The organism is Martelella endophytica (assembly GCF_000960975.1).
In the GTDB taxonomy this organism is placed as follows: Bacteria; Pseudomonadota; Alphaproteobacteria; order Rhizobiales; family Rhizobiaceae; genus Martelella; species Martelella endophytica.
Genome location: NZ_CP010803.1, coordinates 1 through 18,887, shown reverse-complemented (window position 1 = coordinate 18,887; position 18,887 = coordinate 1). Strand labels below are relative to the sequence as shown.

18 protein-coding genes and 1 other RNA gene are annotated in these 18,887 nt (G+C 63.6%); 7 read left to right on the top strand and 12 right to left on the bottom strand.

Annotation, left to right across the window (positions count from 1 at the left end; all coding sequences use genetic code 11):
* Positions 1–15 precede the first annotated feature (15 nt).
* Positions 16–112, bottom strand: an RNA gene (gene ffs / locus TM49_RS22830) — signal recognition particle sRNA small type.
* A gap of 161 nt (positions 113–273) precedes the next feature.
* Between ffs and TM49_RS00090 the strand changes: the two genes are divergently transcribed.
* The 4 genes from TM49_RS00090 (at position 274) to TM49_RS00075 (ending at position 2,788) form a co-directional block, all read left to right on the top strand.
* Positions 274–687: an HIT family protein gene (locus TM49_RS00090; protein WP_045679004.1), complete on the top strand. Its 414-nt coding sequence runs from the start codon at positions 274–276 to the stop codon at positions 685–687.
* Complete coding sequence (nudC, locus tag TM49_RS00085; RefSeq protein WP_045679003.1) at positions 684–1,637, top strand: NAD(+) diphosphatase; 954 nt, start codon at positions 684–686, stop codon at positions 1,635–1,637. Before TM49_RS00090 ends, nudC begins: the two co-directional genes overlap by 4 nt.
* 2 nt (positions 1,638–1,639) lie before the next feature.
* Positions 1,640–2,326, top strand: coding sequence for a helix-turn-helix transcriptional regulator (locus tag TM49_RS00080; protein ID WP_045679002.1), 687 nt, complete (start codon positions 1,640–1,642; stop codon positions 2,324–2,326).
* 90 nt (positions 2,327–2,416) lie between these two features.
* The gene (locus tag TM49_RS00075; protein WP_045679001.1) at positions 2,417–2,788 is read left to right on the top strand and encodes a VOC family protein; all 372 of its coding nucleotides are present in this window, start codon (positions 2,417–2,419) and stop codon (positions 2,786–2,788) included.
* Between the two features lie 42 nt (positions 2,789–2,830).
* Here TM49_RS00075 and TM49_RS00070 read toward each other — a convergent pair whose 3' ends face one another.
* The 3 genes from TM49_RS00070 to TM49_RS00060 form a co-directional block, all read right to left on the bottom strand.
* Complete coding sequence (locus TM49_RS00070) at positions 2,831–3,829, bottom strand: lactate/malate family dehydrogenase (RefSeq protein WP_045684516.1); 999 nt, start codon at positions 3,827–3,829, stop codon at positions 2,831–2,833.
* Between the two features lie 174 nt (positions 3,830–4,003).
* Positions 4,004–4,873 (bottom strand): prephenate dehydratase, encoded by an 870-nt coding sequence (locus tag TM49_RS00065; protein ID WP_045679000.1) that lies wholly within the window; start codon positions 4,871–4,873, stop codon positions 4,004–4,006.
* A 4-nt stretch (positions 4,874–4,877) separates the two neighbouring features.
* Positions 4,878–5,621, bottom strand: a complete 744-nt coding sequence (locus tag TM49_RS00060; protein WP_045678999.1) for a 3-deoxy-manno-octulosonate cytidylyltransferase — start codon at positions 5,619–5,621, stop codon at positions 4,878–4,880.
* 152 nt (positions 5,622–5,773) lie between these two features.
* Between TM49_RS00060 and TM49_RS00055 the strand changes: the two genes are divergently transcribed.
* Positions 5,774–6,493: a c-type cytochrome gene (locus tag TM49_RS00055; protein ID WP_045678998.1), complete on the top strand. Its 720-nt coding sequence runs from the start codon at positions 5,774–5,776 to the stop codon at positions 6,491–6,493.
* Positions 6,494–6,540: 47 nt separating this feature from the next.
* Here TM49_RS00055 and TM49_RS00050 read toward each other — a convergent pair whose 3' ends face one another.
* The 7 genes from TM49_RS00050 to TM49_RS00020 form a co-directional block, all read right to left on the bottom strand.
* Positions 6,541–7,485 carry an AEC family transporter gene (locus TM49_RS00050; protein WP_045678997.1) on the bottom strand — a complete coding sequence of 315 codons (945 nt, stop codon included), beginning with the start codon at positions 7,483–7,485 and terminating at the stop codon, positions 6,541–6,543.
* 86 nt (positions 7,486–7,571) lie between these two features.
* The gene (locus TM49_RS00045; RefSeq protein WP_045678996.1) at positions 7,572–8,825 is read right to left on the bottom strand and encodes an ABC transporter permease; all 1,254 of its coding nucleotides are present in this window, start codon (positions 8,823–8,825) and stop codon (positions 7,572–7,574) included.
* 4 nt (positions 8,826–8,829) lie between these two features.
* On the bottom strand, positions 8,830–9,507 hold the full coding sequence (locus tag TM49_RS00040; RefSeq protein WP_045678995.1) for an ABC transporter ATP-binding protein: 678 nt from the start codon (positions 9,505–9,507) through the stop codon (positions 8,830–8,832).
* A gap of 2 nt (positions 9,508–9,509) precedes the next feature.
* Entirely contained in the window at positions 9,510–9,914 is a 405-nt protein-coding gene (locus TM49_RS00035) for a hypothetical protein (RefSeq protein ID WP_244464886.1), read from the bottom strand.
* A 106-nt stretch (positions 9,915–10,020) separates the two neighbouring features.
* Positions 10,021–11,787, bottom strand: coding sequence for an alkaline phosphatase (locus tag TM49_RS00030; RefSeq protein ID WP_045684514.1), 1,767 nt, complete (start codon positions 11,785–11,787; stop codon positions 10,021–10,023).
* A 143-nt stretch (positions 11,788–11,930) separates the two neighbouring features.
* Complete coding sequence (locus TM49_RS00025) at positions 11,931–12,557, bottom strand: DedA family protein (RefSeq protein ID WP_158498587.1); 627 nt, start codon at positions 12,555–12,557, stop codon at positions 11,931–11,933.
* Positions 12,550–12,936 (bottom strand): hypothetical protein, encoded by a 387-nt coding sequence (locus tag TM49_RS00020; protein WP_144409404.1) that lies wholly within the window; start codon positions 12,934–12,936, stop codon positions 12,550–12,552. The genes TM49_RS00025 and TM49_RS00020 overlap by 8 nt, the downstream gene beginning before the upstream one ends.
* Before the next feature lie 213 nt (positions 12,937–13,149).
* Between TM49_RS00020 and TM49_RS00015 the strand changes: the two genes are divergently transcribed.
* Positions 13,150–13,767 carry a ribonuclease D gene (locus TM49_RS00015; RefSeq protein ID WP_045678992.1) on the top strand — a complete coding sequence of 206 codons (618 nt, stop codon included), beginning with the start codon at positions 13,150–13,152 and terminating at the stop codon, positions 13,765–13,767.
* Between the two features lie 189 nt (positions 13,768–13,956).
* On the top strand, positions 13,957–16,560 hold the full coding sequence (clpB, locus tag TM49_RS00010; RefSeq protein ID WP_045678991.1) for an ATP-dependent chaperone ClpB: 2,604 nt from the start codon (positions 13,957–13,959) through the stop codon (positions 16,558–16,560).
* A gap of 75 nt (positions 16,561–16,635) precedes the next feature.
* Here clpB and TM49_RS00005 read toward each other — a convergent pair whose 3' ends face one another.
* Positions 16,636–18,573 carry a M23 family metallopeptidase gene (locus TM49_RS00005; RefSeq protein WP_045678990.1) on the bottom strand — a complete coding sequence of 646 codons (1,938 nt, stop codon included), beginning with the start codon at positions 18,571–18,573 and terminating at the stop codon, positions 16,636–16,638.
* Between the last annotated feature and the right edge of the window lie 314 nt (positions 18,574–18,887).

Here is an 18,887-nt window from a genome sequence, read left to right as displayed (position 1 = left end):
CAGTCCGGACATAAGGTGGGAGGCTGGCAAGACGACCCATGCCGGGCTCGTTGGGGCTGCTTCCTTCCGGACCTGACCCGGTTGGCGAGTGGCACGTCCGCCACCAGCCTCCCGAGGGCACATATCGTCAATTTGCAGTGTGAATGCAAGCACGCAGCTTCAAAAAAACTCGGATGCTTTTCCCGCGCGTTGGATGTTTGCTGTTGTTGAAGCCGCCCTATTTGTTAAACATGTCAAAGGCAAGAGAACAGGCGGGAACAACAAAGGGGCGTCATGCAGGATTTCGAGCTCGATGAACGGCTGAAGAGGGATAGTGTTGCCGTGGCGACGCTGGGGCTCTGCCAGATCCGGCTGATGCGCGATGGCCGCTGGCCCTGGCTGCTGGCCGTGCCGCAGCGAGCCGGGGTAACCGAGATGTTCGAACTCGCGCCCCTCGACCAGACGATGCTGACCTTCGAGATCAACGAGGTGGCGCGCGCGCTCTCGATTGCCACCGGCGCCGAGAAGATCAATGTTGCCGCCATCGGCAATATCGTGCGCCAGCTTCACGTTCACATCATCGCCCGGTCAGAGGGTGATCCCAACTGGCCCGGCCCCGTCTGGGGGTTTGGCACCGCGGAGCCGATGAGCGATGCGGAAATCGCGGCGCTGGCGCGGCGCATCGCGGAGGCCCTGAGCGAAAAATGACATCGATTTTCGACCGCATCGGACCGCATGACGACCCGAGCGCAATGACCGCTTTTGCCGGCTGTCGCATCATCCGCGATTCCGAACACCGCGAAGACGATGCGCTGTCGAAGGCTGCCGCCGAGCCCGAAGCCCGGTTCTTCGTCTTCGCCGATGGCGTGGCGCTGGTGAAGCACGAACGCCAGGTGCTCGATCCCTATTTCGCCCGCTACGAGGTGCAGGCGCTTCAGCCCGACCGCGAAAGTGCTGTGCTTCTCGGGCATACGCCGGCCGGCGCGCCGCTGATTGCAATCGATAGTGCGCTCGACACCAAGGCGCTGCCCGGCCATCTGAAGACGCTGAGCGCCCGTGCAGCCTATAGCGAGGGTCTGCTCGAGGGCGAGGCGCTCGGTGCCTTCGCGCTGGCCGTCAGCGTCAATGCCTGGACCCGTAATCACCGCTTCTGCGGCCGCTGCGGCGGCAAGTCGGATGGGACGGCCGGCGGCTTCCGCCGGCAATGCACGGTCTGCGGCCACATGATGTTCCCGCGCACCGATCCGGTCGTCATCATGCTGATCGTCGATGAGGCGCGCGACCGCGTTCTGCTCGGCCGCAGCCCGCATTTCCCGGCCGGCCGCTATTCCTGCCTTGCCGGTTTCGTCGAGCCTGGCGAAACGGTCGAAGACGCGGTGCGGCGCGAGACGCTGGAGGAAAGCCGCATCCGCGTCGGCGCGGTGCGCTACCACGCGTCCCAGCCCTGGCCGATGCCGCATTCGCTGATGCTCGCCTGTTACGGCAAGGCCGAAAGCTTCGATGTCAGCTACGATGACGACGAGCTGGAAGACTGCCGCTGGTTCTCCCGCGATGAACTGGCCGCGATCACCGAGCACCGCCATCCCGATGGCATCAACGGCCCGCCGGAGGGCGCGATCGCGTTCCGGCTGATGCGCGACTTTCTCGACTGGCGCTGAGCATGGCGGGCTCGCGCTCCGAGCGGCTGCTGTCGCTCCTGCAGACGCTGCGCGGTCATCGCTATCCCGTTTCCGGTGCGGCGCTGGCGGAACAGCTCGGCATCAGCCTCAGGACGCTCTACCGCGATATTGCAAGCCTCAGGGCACAAGGGGCGGCGATCGAAGGCGAGGCGGGCATCGGCTATGTGCTGCGCCCCGGTTTCCTGCTGCCGCCGATGATGTTCTCGACGGAAGAGATCGAGGCGCTGGTGCTGGGCACGCGTTGGGTGGAGCGCGTGACGGATCAACATCTTTCGGCTGCGGCCAGCACGGCGCTTGCCAAGATCGCGGCGGTGCTGCCGGAAAGTCTCGCCGAAACGGTGGATGAGACTGCGCTCAGCGTCGGCCCGCGGCGTCTCGTCACCGATACGGCCGATATCCCTGCTCTCAGGGCCGCAATACGGGCAATGCGGAAAGTCGAGATCGCTTACCGCGCCGAAGGCGGCGCCGTGTCCGAGCGGGTGATATGGCCTTTCGGTCTGGCCTATTTCGAACAGGTGCGGGTGGTGCTCGGCTGGTGCGAGCTGAGGCAGGACTTCCGCCACTTCCGTACGGACCGGATCGTCAATATGCGCGAGACCGGCGAACGCTATCCGCAACGACGTGCTGTCCTTCTTGCCGAGTGGCGGAAACTCAATCTCGACAACTGACCGACGGCGTCTTGCGCGGTTTGCTGCTGACGGAAACTGACACCTGCCGGCGCTAGACGGTCTCCTGTCTTTCAAAACAGGAGAAACACCATGTCAGCTCTTCCCCTCAACCTCGTCGTTCTCTACGTCGAGGACCCCAAAGCCAGCGCCGCTTTCTATGCCGAAGTCCTTGGGCTCGAACCCAGGGCGTTGTCGGACGGGTTCTCCTCGCTTGCGACCGCAGCCGGTCTGACGCTGGGGCTTTGGCGCAAGGCGACGGCGCATCCGCCGGCGGAAGGTGGGCCGGGCTCAGCCGAGATCGGGATCATGACGCCGGAAAAGGGAGGCGTCGAAGCGCTCTACGCGCGCTTCAGAAAGGAAGGCCGCAGCTTCGCCCAGCCGCTGGTGCAGTCGCCTTTCGGCCCCACCTTCGTGATCACCGATCCGGACGGCCACCGCATCCGCGTTTGCCAGCCGGACTGAGCGAAGAGCGCAACAACCGCGCTCCAACTTCTCTCAGTGAACTCAGGCCGGTTCCGCAATCCTGGCGGGGCCGGTCTTCGCGTCACGCATTGCCGCCTGGATGAAGGCGATGCTTTCGCCAAGCTTGCTTGATTCCCACGGATCGAGAGTAACGGGCAACCGCTTCAAGATACCTTCGCGGCCGATCACACAGGGCATGCTGAGCGCTACATCGCCGTCATGACCATATTCGCCGCGAAGTGTTGTCGAGGCAGGATAGATGCTGCGTTCGTCGAGAAGCACGGCCCTGGCCATGGTCACTGCCGACTGGGCAACGCCGGCATTGGTCCAGCCTTTCCCATTGAGAACGTCATAGGCGGCGCTTATGATCCTTGTCTTCACAGTCTCGGGATCGCTGATGTCCTGCCGCGGCTGCAGGTAGGAAGCCAGCTCACCGAAGGGAATGCCGCCGACGCTGACGTGGCTCAGCACCGGAAAGGCGGTGCTGCCATGTTCGCCCATCATGTAGCCGGACACGGATTTCGGATCGATGTCGTAGCTATCGGCAAGCAGCCGGCGAAGGCGGGCGGAATCGAGCATGGTGCCGGTTCCGAAGACACGTCCCTGCGGATAGCCGAACTCGTTCTCGGCGATATAGACCATGGTATCGAGTGGATTGGTGATGAGGATGACAATCGCGGTCGTCGTGTATTTCACGATGCCGGCCATGACCTCGCGGATCACCGCGCTGTTGGTCTTCGTCAGCAGCGTCCGGTCCGGTTCCCCTTTCGGATTGTCGGGATCCGGCAGGACGCTTGGACCCGCCGCAATGACGATGACATCGGCATCCGCGCACTGCTCATAGCCGCCGGAGCGCACATTGACATTATTCATATAGGTCAGCGCGGTTGCCTGCGCCTGGTCGAGCGCTTCGCCATAGGCGACGTTTTCGAGGATGTCGATCACGCCGATCTCGGCGAAAAGGCCCGTCTTCATGGCGTCGGCGAGCACGTAGGAGCCGACGTGTCCGACGCCGACGACCACCAGTTTGTTCTTGTGCATATTCATCTCTCAGTCTTCTCAGAAAGACATGCGCTTGGGATGCCGGGAAGGGCCGCATGTTTCTGCGCCAACAGGAAAACGCCCGGAGGAGGACGATGGCGCCCTGCGGTGTTAGGCCTCCGCAACAGCGCCTTCAATGCGTTTTGAAAGATGAACTGAGAAAAATGCGGTGGTTCAGTCGGAATTGCTCTGGAGCTGACGGCGCATCGGATGGCCTTCATAGACGCCGAGAATGCGGACCTTCTCGGAGAAGAACTGCAGTTCCTCCAGCGCGCGGGCGACGGCCGGGTCATCCGGATGGCCCTCGATGTCGGCATAGAACTGCGTTGCGATGAACTTGCCGCCGATCTGGTAGCTCTCGAGCTTGGTCATGTTGATGCCATTGGTGGCGAAACCGCCAAGCGCCTTGTAGAGGGCGGCCGGAATGTTGCGGACGTTGAAGATGAAGGTTGTGACGATGGTGCGGTCGGCGCCATTCATCTCCGCCCACTTTTCCTTGTCCGAAAGCACGACGAAGCGGGTAACATTGCTGTCGGAATCCTCGACGTTCTCGGCCAGGATTTCGAGCCCGTAGAGCGAGGCGGCGAGACGCGGCGCGAGTGCTGCCATGGTCCGATCGCCCTTTTCCTGCACAAGCATCGCGGCTCCCGCCGTGTCGCCGGCGATCACGGGATTCCATTTGTTGCGACGAATGATCTTGCGGCACTGGCCGAGCGCATGGATGTGGCTGTGGACGGTCTTGATTTCGTCGAGCTTCACGCCGGGCAGGGCCATCAGCTGGAAACGGATCGGCATGAAATATTCGGCGACGATGAACAGGCGGGAATCGGGCAACTGATAGTGGATGTCGGCTACCCGGCCGGCGAGCGTGTTCTCGATCGGGATCATGGCGAGATCGGCATCGCCGTTTTCGACCGCGAGAAAGGCGTCCTCGAATGTCTTGCAGGGAAGCGGTTCCATGTCCGGATAGACATCGCGGCTCGCCATGTCGGAATTGGCGCCGTGCTCGCCCTGGAAGGCGATCCTGTTGGTCTTCATGATCATGACCCTAACCTTTCGCCTCAAGAACGCGGCGCGCCTTTTCGAGATCTTCGGGTGTGTCGACGCCGAGCGGTACGGTCTTCACGATCTCGACATCGATGCGCATGCCATGTTCCAGCGCACGCAGCTGCTCGAGCTTCTCGCGCTCCTCCAGGAACGAACGCGGCAGCGATACGAAGCGTTCGAGGGCGGCGCGGCGATAGGTATAAAGTCCTATGTGATGGTAGAGCGGGCCTTCGCCCCAGGGCGCGGTTGCCCGGGTGAAGTAGAGGGCTCTCAACCGCGTCGCGCCGATCGGCGCACCGACCACCTTGACCACCTGCGAGGCCGTCTTCTCGTATTCATCGGTGATTTCGACCGTCAGCGTTGCAATATCGACGGCGGGGTTTTCGAGCGGACGGAGCGAAGCCTGGATGGTGGCCGGATCGAGCGTCGGCAGGTCGCCCTGGACGTTGACGACGAGGCGGGCCTCGCCATTGGGGTCGACCTTCTTCAGCGCCTCGAAGATGCGGTCCGAACCGGACTGGTGATGGTGGCCGGTCATCACCACCTCGTAGCCGGCCTTTTCGACCGCCTCGAAAACCGAACGGTCATCGACGGCAACGACGACCCTGCCCATGCCTGATTCGCTTGCGCGATCGGCCACGTGGACGATCATCGGCTTGCCGGCGATATCGGCAAGCGGCTTGCCGGGAAGACGGGTGGAAGCCAAACGGGCGGGGATGAGAATGATGGTGTCACTGGTGGCCACAGGCTTGCTCTTCGTTAATTGCCCGCGCACAGTAGGGGCGGGCTGACATAGGCATCGATGCGCCGTTGCATCACGGCACCAAAAGACATAGGTTCTTCCAGATTGCAAGGTGGTCCGGTAGAGAGGCCGGATGGAAGGGGAGCTGCAACGCAATGAAATTCAATCTCAATATGGTCCTGGGGGCCCTGTTGGGGACGGTCTTCGTCCTGATGACGGTATCTTTCGTTTCGGAGGCGATCTTTGATCCGCACCATCCTGAACAGGAAGGCTATGCGATCGAAGTCGCTGAGGCATCGAACACCGGTGCCCCGGCCGCCGAAGCCGAAACCCCGATTGCCGTCTTGCTGGCGGATGCGAGCGCGGACGCGGGCGAGCGGGTATTCAAGCGCTGTCAGGCCTGTCATGACGTCACGGAGGGCGGTCCGAACAAGGTCGGGCCCAACCTCTGGGGCGTCGTCGATCGCCCGATTGCAAGCCATGAGGGCTTTTCATATTCGGCCGCGATGAAGGAATTCTCCGAAGGCGGTGAGAAGCACTGGACCTTCGAGAACCTGAACGTGTTCATCAAGGCGCCGAAGAAGGACGTGCCGGGCACGGCAATGGGTTTTGCGGGCCTCGCCAGCGACACCGACCGGGCCGATCTGCTGGCCTATCTCAGAACCCTTTCCAACGATCCGGTTCCGCTTCCCGAACCCGAGGCCGCTGCGCCGGCTGAAGGCGGCGATGCCGCAGCCGCACCGGCCGATGGAGCGCCATCCGAAGCGGGCGCTGCCGAGGTGCCGGCTCAGGAAACGACGGCTGAACCTGCGGAAGGCTCCACCGAGACGCCGCCCGGCGCCGCCGAAAGCGAGCAGCCCGCAACGAGCGAGTAACCGGCGTCAACTGACCGGTGGCGAGATTTCGCCGCCGGTGCCCCGCATCAGTAGCCGAGCATATAGACCCAGAAGCTGACGGTTAGGACGCCGAGAGCGGTCGTCAGAGTGATGGTCGACGCGGCGATGTTCTTGCCCGTGCCGAACTGGTTTGCCAGCACGAAGGCATTGACCCCGGCGGGGGTCGAGGCCGCCAGCACCAGGCCCGCAGCCATCGGCTGCGGCAGGCCGAGCAGGTGTCCGAAGAGGAAGGCGAATGCCGGCAATGCCATCAGCTTGATGAAGGTGATGGCGCTGAAGAGGCCGACATTGCCGGCAACCTTGTATTGCGTCAGCGTCATGCCGATCGAGATCAGCGCCACCGGCGCTGCGGTGCCCGCGAGCATATCGACGATTGACGCCAGGGGGCCGGCGGGGCGAATGCCCGCAAGATGGAGAAGCGCGCCGGCGGCCAGCCCCACGACGATCGGGCTGGTGATCAGGTTATAGCCGACCGTGGTGGCGATCTTCATCGGGTCGCTGACATTTGAACCGTCATGGGTCTTTGCGCGCTCGACCAGAACGGTTGCCGTCACCATCATCACCGGCATGTGGATCGCCAGTACCAGCGACAGGGCGATGAGGCCCTCTTCGCCGATGATGTGGTTGACGAGCGGGATGCCGAGGAAGGCGAGGTTCGAGAACGTGCCTGAAAGCCCGATGATGACGCTCGCCGCCCGGTCACGACCGAAGCCGAGCCTGGCGATCAGCGCTGCGGCGGTCCACGAGACCGCGACGGCGCCGAAATAGGCGAGCCAGATGCGGATCGGGTTGGCGTTTTGGAAATCGGCATTGGCCACGGTGCGCATCAGGAGCAGCGGCAGCGCCACCTTGAACACGAAACTCGTCATGATGCCGGCATGGCTGGCATCGAGATAACGGAGCCTTACCGCCGCCCATCCGATGAAGATGAGCGCAAAGATCGGCACGACACTGCTGAAGATTTCATTCATGATTGGCTTTCGCGCGGCGGCGCATGCGGGGAGGAACGCAGACGAACCATGTTCCACGCGCTCATGCCTGTCAAGCTGACGGGGCCTCAGCCGCGCAGCGCTTCAGCGGGCGATTGGCGATAGGCAATGACGGCCGGCAACGCCGAGAGGATGGCGGCGAAGACGGTCAGCGCAACAGCGTTGCCGAGGTCCGTCGGGGCGAATTCGACCGGCAGGCCGAAGCCGCGTTCCGCGGCAATCGACCGGGAAATCGTCTCGGCAGCGGCAAAGCCGACGCCGTGGCCGAGGACGATGCCGATCGCGACCAGAACGAAGAGCTCCAGCCAGACGATCGCAAACACCGAACCGCGCGGCGCGCCGAAGGCTCTCAGCGCCCCGATCTGGCGTCGGCGCTGTCCGACATGGATCACGGTGACGAGCATGAGGGATGCCGCGACCAGCAGTTCCGCCCCCGCCGCAATTGCGGTCAGCACCTCCTTGGCGTCGCCGAGCGTGGCATAGAGCCTCGTCAGCACCTCGGCTGGAAAGACCGCGAGCGTTCCTGCCCGTTCCCGATATTCCTGCCGCAGCCGGTAGGCATCGCCGATCGACTTCGGCTTGACGAGAATTGCGGGCAGGCCGGGCGCCTCGCCATGGGCCCAGGTCTCGACGATCGGCGCCTCTGGTTCGATGTGATGCTCTTCGTGGCCTTCACCTTCATGAGCCTCTTCGCCATGGTGCCCGTCTTCATCATGATCACCGAGGCCGTGAATGGCCCAGACGGCCGAGATCGGCACCAGGATGGCACGGTCCCAGGGTGTGCCGGTGGGTAAAGCCTTGCCGGAGACCTTATAGGCAAGTTCGGTATGGGTGTGGCCGCCGGTTTCGGCGCTGCCATGCATCGGCTTGATCGTGGCGCCAACGGCAAGATCGACGGCGGAGCCGATCACGGCCTCGCCCTCGCGCGCAAACATGGTGCCCTCGGAGAAGCCGCGGATGGTGTCGCCGACGAGCGCCGTGGTGGTGCCGACGATCGGGTAGCCGGCATAGGAATCGCCGAAGCCGATGGGTGCGGCCCAGGCGACGCGCGGATCGGCGGCAAGGTCGGTCAGGACGTCGCCATCCATCAGCGGCAGGTCGGAGGGCTGCAGGAAGACAGATGAGAGCACGAGCTGCGTATCGCTGCCCGGCGCGCCGACGACGATGTCGAATTTTTCGGCTGCACGGGCGCTGCCGAGGCGTAGCGCACGCTCCTGCAGGGTGACGGTGACACCGAGCGCGACTGCAAGCGTGATCAGCAGCACGATGACGATGGAGCCGGCCCACAGCCGCCGGATATCGGAGAGGATGAAGCGGAACATGACGCTATTCCCCGCTTTCGTCGGAAACGATGCGGCCGGCCGAAAGTCCGATGCGACGCGTGAGCGGCTCGATCATCCGGCGGTCATGAGAGATGACGATGAGGGTGCTGTTGCGCCGGGCGGCGAGATCGAGGAGAAGCCGGCCGACGGCCGCACCCGCCTCGCTGTCGAGGCTCGCGGTCGGCTCGTCGGCGACGATGATCGCGGGTTCGCGCAGCAGCGCGCGGGCGACCGCGACGCGCTGCATCTCGCCGCGCGACATGGTCTCGACCATCTGGCCGGGACGCGAAAGCCCTACTTCTTCCAGCAGCGCATGGGCGCGCGCCAGGTGGGCGCGGGAGGCTGCACGGGCAAGGCGCGCCGGCAGCAGCACATTGTCGAGCGCCGAAAGGCCTGGGAAAAGGTGAAAATCCTGCATGACGAGGCCTATATTCTCGCCGCGCCAGCGGTCGCGCCGGCCCTCGCCGAGGGCGGCGAGATCGGTCTCGCCCCAGCGCGCACGACCGGCCTTCAGCCGTTCGAGCCCGGTGATGATATTGACGAAGGTGCTCTTGCCGGAGCCGGAGGGGCCTGTGACAGCAACCTGCGCGCCGGCGGCGATCTCAAGGGCGGGGATATCGAGCACCGGTGCGCCGAGGCCTGGAAAGGTGACCGAGACCGCGGTGAGGGAAAGGCCAAGCATGGTCAGACTGTCCGATACCGCGCCTGGCGCAGGCGAAGCTGGCTGACGAAGCCGGTTTCAGGATCGATCCAGGAGCCGCGGTCGAGCGCGCCGGTGACCTCGATCATCTGGTTCGGCTGGGTGAAGGTCTGCTTCCTGTCGAGATAGACGACAACGATGCTGTCCGGCCAGTCGGCATCGGTCGAGCAGAACGGGCAGAGCGCCATCGGGATTTCCGAGAGCACGAAGAACTGCGCCTCCGCTTTCAGGGGAGGGGCCATGAAGCCACGGATCGCCACGGTCTTGCCGGTGAGATCCTTGACCTTGTCGGAGAATTCGAGCCCGAGAGGGCTGAAGGAGCCGTAGAGTTCGTCGAAACTCAGTCGCGCGGCTGCCGCGGAAGCAAGGCGCGGCGATGCGGCGAGCATCGCGGAAGCGGCGAGGAAAGAGCGGCGGGTGAAACGCATGGCATTTCTCCTTCATGACGGCTGGAAGCAGACCGGGCGGAGAGGCCGCCCGGTCTGAATGCGGATGTTACTGACCGGCCTTCTGGCTGGTGCCGAGCGCGAAGGCATCGGCAAGCACTTCGTAGACGTCCGACTGTTCCATGTAGCCGCTGAAGCCTTCGGAGCCGGGACCGGTTGCCTGGAGCACGATATCGTCGACGGCGTGGACGGCGGTGTCGGCATTCTTCGGCAGGTTGCCGACGCGCAGAACGGCGCCGGGGACGTCCTTGTACTGCTCGTTGGCAACGTATTCGCCATTCTCGCCCTTGATCGAAGGCTCAAACGGACCGTCCATCTTCGGGCGGAAGGTCTCGTAGTAGTCCGGGAAGTTGTTGGAGAAGATGGCGAAGCGGCGGTCGACATCGATCTTGTCCGGATAGCCGTCACCATCGGTGTCGGCATAGTCGGGGAAGCCGGCGTCGTCATAGGTCATGACCTTTTCGCGCATCTCGTCAGCCTCGACATTGTCGTCGATCGTGCCGATGAGCGATACGCCGTGGGTGTGGTCGCCGGTGACGACGATCAGCGTATCCGGGTTCGACTTGGCGAATTCGACGGCCTTGGCGATTGCCTGGTCGAACTCGATGGTGTCAACGACGGCGCGGTCCCAATCCATCGGATGGCTCATCTTGTCGATCGAGGCGCCCTCGACCATCAGGAAGAAGCCGTCCTTGTTCTGCGAAAGCCGGTCGATCGCTGTCTCGGTCATTTCAACGAGGCCGGGCTGGTCCGGGAATTTTTCCACCGTACCCTTCTTCAGGAAGGAGCGGTCGAGCTTGGTGTCCATGTTGCCGGTGTGGAACAGGCCGAGGATCTTGCCGGCGTTGTTCTTCGCGGCGTCTTCCAGCGAGGCGGCGTCGATGGCGACCGTGTAGCCGGCATCCGTGAACATCTGGATATAGTCCTTGTCGTCCTTGCGCTTGGAGCCGGGCACGTCGGACTTCAGGAAATAGGCAGAGCCGCCGCCGAGGATGACGTCGGGCTGAACCTCATAGAACATGCCGACGATATCGGCCTTGTCGCCGCGAAGGCGGGTGTGGGCGACAATGGCGGCCGGCGTCGCGTCTTCGATCTCGGCGGTGGAGACGACGCCGATCGACTTGCCGGTCTGGCGGCGCAGCGCCTCGGCAATGGTTTCGACCTTCGGGTCGTCCTGGCTCGCCGGCGTGCGGTCGGCATAGACGCCGAGCGCGTTCACGCGGGTCTTGTGGCCGGTCATGTAGGCCGACATGGTGTTGGCCGAGTCGGTGGCGATCGAATGGGTCGAGGAGGTGCCGATGAAGGCGGCCGGCGGAATGTCGTCCATGGCGAGACGACCGTCGGCCTTGCCCTCGGTCATGCCCTTGGACATGATGCGGGCGGCCGTGCGGTGCGCGACCGAAAGGCCGTCGCCGAGGAAGAAGATGACATTCTTGGCCTTGGCCACCGACGGTGTGTTGTAGACGGTCCAGTTGACGGTCTTTTCTTCCGCGTCGCCGGCCTTGACGGAGACGGTGTAATCGCCGGCGCTGGCGAGCGAAAGATCACGCAGGATCAGCGCGGAACCGAGGCTCGCGTCGTCCTTGCCCTTTTCGTCGGAAACGAATTCGGCCTCGTGGCCGAAGACATCGGCATAGGCCTTGCCGTTGACGGTGACGTCGATATCGGCGGCGTCGTAGACCTGGTCGAGTTCGACCTTGAAATCGAACGGCGAGCCGACGAGGATCTTCGCCCGGTCGAGCGGATAGATGGTGGCGGCATTGGCGGCGCCGGCGAGGAAGGTCGCGGCGGCGAGAACGGCGAGACGAGCGCGCATGGGAACCTCTTTGAGAAGAGTGGCTGAAGCGTTGATGCCCATCCGCGATAATCCCGCCCGGTGACAGGCGAATGACGTATTGTTATACCATCTCGGCGTGCAGTCACGGCCGGAGCGGCCAACATTGGGCGCCGGAAGTCCGGTTACATCCGGCCGCGCGGTTTGATGCTGCGGCGCCGGCGGCCCTGCACGATCCGGGTGATGCGCCACCCGAGGAACAGCGCGACCACACCGGCGGCGAGGAAGCCGCTGGCATTGCCGGCGATCTGGGCCACGGCGACGATGTTTTTCGCGAACATGAAGCCGAGAAAAATATAGAAATTCACCCAGATCATCTGGCCGGGGATCGCCGAGAGCGTGAACACCTTCCAGCGCATGCCGGCTGCGCCCGCGACCGGATTGACATAGGGGCCGATCATCGCCAGCAGCCAGCGCGTCAGGAAGATCGCGATCGCGCCGCGGCGGTGGAGATATCCGCGCGCCCGACGCACCAGCCGCCGGCTCTTCGTCCCGCGCGCGGCATACCGGGAGACGAGCCGGCTGCCGCCGATACGGCCGGTCCAGTAGCCGATCTGGTCGGACGTGCAGGCGGCTGTCAGGCAGGCGCCGACGGTCGGCGCATAGGGGAGGTCGCCTGAGGCCACCAGCGAGCCACCGACAAGCATGATCAGCGCCGAGGGCAGCGGCACGCCGAGACATGACAGCATCACGCAAAGCGCGATGACCGGCACGCCGTAGATCGGCACCAGTGCCAGAAACTGTTCACTCATCGGCATCGGATTTCGCGCTTTCATAGTCGTCGAGCGCGTCAGCAATCTCGATTTCGAGTTCGTCGAGTGTGAGCCCCTTGGCGGTGGCGATCTGCCGGAGCATCAGGCGTCGGCCATAGACCTCCGGAAGGTCGAGCGCCTCGGCCAGGCGGTCCGAGGGGATATGGTAGATCATGGCGACGTGACCGAGTGTCATCCAGCTTTTCAGGTCGAGATCGCGATGTTCGTAGCTGTGCCAGTAGAACACCGACAGGATGAACCGAAGGCCGAAGATCAGGGTCAGGAGCGTCGTCGCCACAAAGGCGATCGAGAGCGCGCGGTGGCGGGTCCACAATGCGCGGAGCAGCTTTCCCATCTGACTTTCAGTCCTTTCCGCCATCGTCGTCTTCCTCGGGGCTTGTTCCGTTAACCGTCGGCTGATCTGCGCACAACATGTCTCAGATGCGGATGGTGTGGTCAATTGTCGCGCGGATCGGCCGTCATGAGGGCCGGTTTGGCTGTCGGCCGGTTTTCTGGGTCGGGTGCTATCGCAATTTGGTGCGATCGGCTATGACCCCACAACGATTTGAAAAGAGGCCATGGAGAAGACGTCATGATCCGCGTCCACAAACACGACATCGCGGCCGAGGATGCCGCCCGCTACACCGGCGCGATCGCCATCGATACCGAAACGCTCGGCCTCGTACCGCGACGCGACCGGCTCTGCGTGGTTCAGCTTTCCAATGGTGACGGCACGGCCGACGTCGTCCAGATCGCCGCCGGCCAGAAAGAGGCGCCCAACCTTGTCGCGATGCTTGCCGACCCGAAGCGGCAGAAGATCTTTCATTTCGGCCGCTTCGACATTGCCGTGCTCTACTATACCTTCGGTGTGACGACGACGAACGTGTTCTGCACCAAGATCGCCTCGCGGCTGACCCGGACCTATACCGACCGCCATGGCCTGAAGGACAATCTGAAGGAAATGCTCGAGGTCGATGTCTCCAAGGCGCAGCAGTCCTCCGACTGGGCTGCCGAGACGCTTTCCGAGGCGCAGCTCGCCTATGCCGCCTCCGACGTGCTCTATCTCCACGGCCTGCGCGACAAGCTAATGGAGCGACTGATCCGCGATCGCCGGATGGAGCTTGCGGCGGCCTGCTTCGAATTCCTGCCAACGCGGGCCAAGCTCGACCTGCTCGGCTGGGAAGAAACCGACATTTTCGCCCATAGCTGAGGGACTTAAGGGGTGTTGCATATCGGCAACGTTTTTGTCGTGGCGCCTCTTTAAACCCTCAGATCCTGCCCCCATATCAGACCCAAGCGGCGGCTCCGCCCGCCGCGACAGACCCGCCTCGAAGAGGGGGTTCATCTAGGTCATCGTCCGGTCGCTGCCAAGGGCCGAACGAGGAATGGAGGCAAAGACATGAACATTGAAAAATACTCCGAGCGCGTGCGCGGTTTCCTGCAGTCGGCGCAGACCTATGCGCTTTCCGAAGGGCACCAGCAGTTTGGCGCCGAGCATCTCCTGAAGGTGCTTCTCGACGATGAGCAGGGCATGGCCGCCTCGCTGATCGAGCGCGCCGGTGGTGACGCCGCCAAGGCGCGGCTGGCCAATGATGCAGCGCTCGCCAAGATGCCGAAGGTTTCCGGCGGCAACGGCCAGATCTATCTTTCCCAGCCGCTCGCCAAGGTCTTCACCACGGCCGAAGAGGCCGCGAAGAAGGCTGGCGACAGCTTCGTCACCGTCGAACGGTTGCTGCTCGCGCTCGCCATCGAAAAGTCCGCGACGACCGCGAAGACGCTTTCCGGTGCCGGTGTGACGCCGAACGGCCTCAACACCGCCATCAACGAAATCCGCAAGGGCCGCACCGCCGACAGCGCCAGCGCCGAACAGGCCTATGACGCGCTGAAGAAGTATGCGCGCGACCTGACCGCGGATGCCCGCGACGGCAAGCTCGACCCGGTGATCGGCCGCGACGACGAGATCCGCCGCACCATCCAGGTGCTGTCGCGCCGCACCAAGAACAATCCCGTGCTGATCGGTGAGCCCGGCGTCGGCAAGACCGCCATCACCGAAGGTCTTGCGCTCAGGATCGTGAACGGCGACGTTCCCGAGAGCCTGAAGGACAAGAAGCTGATGGCGCTCGACATGGGCGCGCTGATTGCCGGTGCGAAATATCGTGGCGAATTCGAGGAGCGGCTGAAGGCTGTCCTGAACGAGGTTCAGGCCGAGGCCGGCAACATCATCCTGTTCATCGACGAGATGCACACGCTGGTCGGTGCCGGCAAGGCGGACGGCGCGATGGATGCGTCTAACCTGCTGAAACCGGCGCTTGCCCGCGGCGAACTGCACTGCGTTGGCGCCACCACGCTCGATGAATATCGCCAACACGTGGAAAAGGACGCGGCTCTTGCCCGTCGTTTCCAGCCGGTGATGGTTGACGAGCCGACGGTGGAAGACACGATCTCCATCCTGCGCGGCCTGAAGGAGAAGTATGAGCAGCACCACCAGGTGCGCATCTCCGACAGCGCGCTGGTTGCTGCCGCCACGCTTTCGAACCGCTACATCACCGATCGCTTCCTGCCCGACAAGGCCATCGACCTGATGGACGAGGCGGCGAGCCGCGTGCGCATGCAGGTGGATTCGAAACCGGAAGAGCTCGATGAGCTCGACCGCCGCATCATCCAGCTCAAGATCGAGCGAGAGGCTTTGAAGAAGGAAACGGACCAGGCTTCGAAGGATCGTCTGGAAAAGCTCGAAGCGGAACTGGCGAACCTCGAGGAGGAGGCGGATACGCTGACGGCGCGCTGGCAGTCCGAGAAGAACAAGCTCAACCGGGCCGCCGACCTGAAGAAGCAGCTCGACGCCGCCCGCAACGAACTGGCGATCGCTCAGCGCGGCGGCGAGTACCAGAAGGCCGGCGAACTGGCCTATGGCACGATCCCGAAGCTGGAAAAGGAACTGGTGGAGGCCGAAGCCGAGGACAATACGGTGACGGATTCCATCCTGCAGGAGGTTGTCACGCCTGACAACATCGCTCAGGTCGTCTCCCGCTGGACCGGTATCCCGGTCGACAGCATGCTGGAGGGCGAACGCGAGAAGCTGCTCCGGATGGAAGACGAGCTGGCGAAATGGGTCGTTGGCCAGGGCGAGGCGGTTCAGGCCGTATCCCGCTCGGTCCGCCGTGCCCGCGCCGGGCTGCAGGATCCGAACCGGCCGATCGGCTCGTTCATCTTCTTAGGTCCCACGGGCGTCGGCAAGACGGAGCTCACCAAGTCGCTGGCACGGTTCCTCTTCGACGATGAGACCGCGATGGTGCGCATGGATATGTCGGAATACATGGAGAAGCACTCCGTGGCCCGGCTCATCGGCGCCCCTCCCGGCTATGTCGGTTACGACGAGGGCGGTCTGCTGACGGAAGCCGTGCGCCGCAGGCCCTATCAGGTGGTCCTGTTCGATGAGATCGAAAAGGCCCATCCTGATGTCTTCAACGTGCTGCTGCAGGTGCTTGATGACGGGCGGCTGACTGACGGCCAGGGCCGCACGGTCGACTTCCGCAACACCATCATCATCATGACCTCGAACCTTGGTGCCGAGTTCCTGACGCAGTTGGCCGACAACGAAGACAGCTCCGCTGCCCGCGAGCAGGTGATGGATGTGGTGAAGGCGGCCTTCCGGCCGGAATTCCTGAACCGCGTCGACGACATAATCCTGTTCCACCGACTGCACCGGGACGATATGGGCCAGATCGTCGACATCCAGCTCGGCCGTCTGGAACGGTTGCTGGCCGACCGAAAGATCGAACTCGACCTGACGCCGGAGGCGAGGATCTGGCTTGCCGAGAAGGGCTACGACCCCGCCTATGGTGCGCGTCCCCTGAAGCGGGTCATCCAGACCGCGGTTCAGGACCCGCTGGCGGAGAAGATCCTCGGCGGCGAGATCACCGACGGCGCGCATGTCCGGGTCGATGCCGGCTCGGACAGGCTGATCTTTGCAACCCGCGGCCATCTCGATCAGGTGGCCTGAGGCAAAGGCGCGTCAATGTGAAAAAAAAAGCCCCGCCGGAGCGATCCGGCGGGGCTTTTGCTTGGCAGCACGCTCTCAGCGGCTTGCCACCTTGTCGTCGGGTATGCCGAGCAGCGCATCGATGCGCTTGCGTTCAGTCTCGAACTGGGCGAGCTCGGCGCCGGCAAGCGCCTCCGAGTTCGGGAAGCGGATCTTCATCGGATCGACCTTGGTGCCGTTGACCAACACCTCGTAGTGGAGGTGGGCGCCGGTGACCAGGCCGGTCGCGCCGACATAGCCGATGACCTGACCCTGCTTGACGCGGGCACCGGGCACGACGCCCTTGGCGATCTTGCTCTGGTGGTTGTAAGAGGTCTCGTAACCGTTCGGGTGGCGGACGATCGTCTGGTTGCCGTAGCCGCCGCTGTTCCAGCCGGCCGATTCCACAATGCCGTCGCCAGCCGCGATGATCGGGGTTCCGACGGGGGCCGCCCAGTCGACGCCGGGGTGCAGACGCGCATATTTCAGAACCGGGTGACGGCGCATGCCGAAACCGGAGGTGAAGCGGCCGTTCGGAACCGGGTTCCTGATGAGGAACCGGCGAATGCTTCGGCCGTCTCTGTCGAAAAAGTCGAGTGCGCCGCTGTCCGGATCGCGGAAGCGGTAGAGCTCGATATCCTCGCCGCCGATGCGGGCATCAATATAGAAGAGCTCGGAACTCTCGGTCGCCCGCCCACTTTCGTCGGCATCGGAGAAGAACAATTCCAGCTCGTCATCCGGCGAAGCCATGGCCTGAAGGTCGACCTTGCTCGCCAGGAGATTGACAAGCTGTCCGGCCATCTGCGTGGTGAGACCGTAGCTCATCATCGCGCGGTAGATGCCGTCATAGATGCGTACCGGCTTCTGCGAGGTGCCGAGCAGCAGATCGGAATCGTCGGCCGTGGCGTTGGCGACCGCATCGCTCATCGGCGGCTCGACGCCGTCGACGAACGCGCCCTTGTCGTTCATCGCCATGGTCATCAGATGGCGGCCGCTGCGATAAAGGCTGAGACGCACGACACGCACGTTGCGGCCGACCCGCACGAGACCGATGCGCAGCGTGTCACCAGCCTCGAGCATCGGCGAGCCAGTGCCCTGGTCGACAAGCCGGCCAAGTTCCTGCGCCTGCAGCGGCGGATAGCCGGCGGCGGTCAGCAGGGTCTCGGTATCGACCGTCTGGCGCACCGGCAGCACGTCGTCGTTGAAATCCTGGGTGAAGACCGACTGCAGCGCACTGATCGAGACGTTCTCGTCAACGATCTGTGCGGTAAGCGGCGGCTTCAGCGGCATCAGCGAGGTCTCGGGCTCGAACCGGTCCGGGTCGACATAGCTCAGCATCGAGATTTCGCCGACGCTGTTCGTGAGCGCATTCTCGTTGTCGAGGATCATCCGCTCGATTTCATCGCCCGTCAGGTCGGCGGCGAAGGGAAGGTCCGGCTTGCCGAGCGGGAACGCGACGGTCTTCAGCTCGACCTCGCCGGCGACATCGGTGTCATAGATCACGTCGCTGTTGCGGGGCGGCGTGTCAGCTGCGTCGGAGGTTGCGAAGACCTTGAACGGGTCGAAGGCAGGGTAGGAGGGTGGATCGCCGTAATTGGCGGCAAGCGCCATCTTCACCTCGGAGAAGGGCTCGAAATGGATGACGTCGCGGTCGCCTTGCCGGACTGCGGTCGGGACCTGCAGCACGCGGCGATTGGAAGGTTTCGCGATCACGGTGGTCGGAACCAGCCTGTTGCCCCTGGCAGCGCCATCATCAAGATCGGGACGGTCGATCGCGGTCTTGGCGAAGGCGGCGGCCGGTACGGCAAGCCGCTGGCGGCCATCGACTGCGGCCGAAAGCGCCACCGCCATCAGTGCCGTACTGGTGAGCCCGGTCAGGCAGGCGCCGGCAAGCCAGCGGATGGAGACATCCCGTCTGGCCGGCGGCGTGCGGCCGTCGACGACAATCGGGTTTTTCTTCCCGAATGAGCGAGCGGGATTGTTCTTGCTTTTCATTCGCCTGTGGTCTCGCGGCCCTTGTTCGAGCGCATAAGTATCGTCCAATCCATGTGCCGAATATCGCAGCCGGTGTCAAATTCCTTGGCCGGGCTTTCCGCTATCAGGGAATGCCACCGGCACGCATGCGCGCCCAGTTCTTGAGGGCCGAAGATGGCTTAATCAGGGCATGTTGTGGATAAGGGGAAAGGCGCGCAGGTGGGCGGAAAGTCCGCCGGATCCGGGGCGAGGCCGACGACACCCCGATCACCACAAAACCGGGCAAAAACAGCGGATTGGAAAAAATGTCTGATTTTTTTGAATGTAGTTGTTGA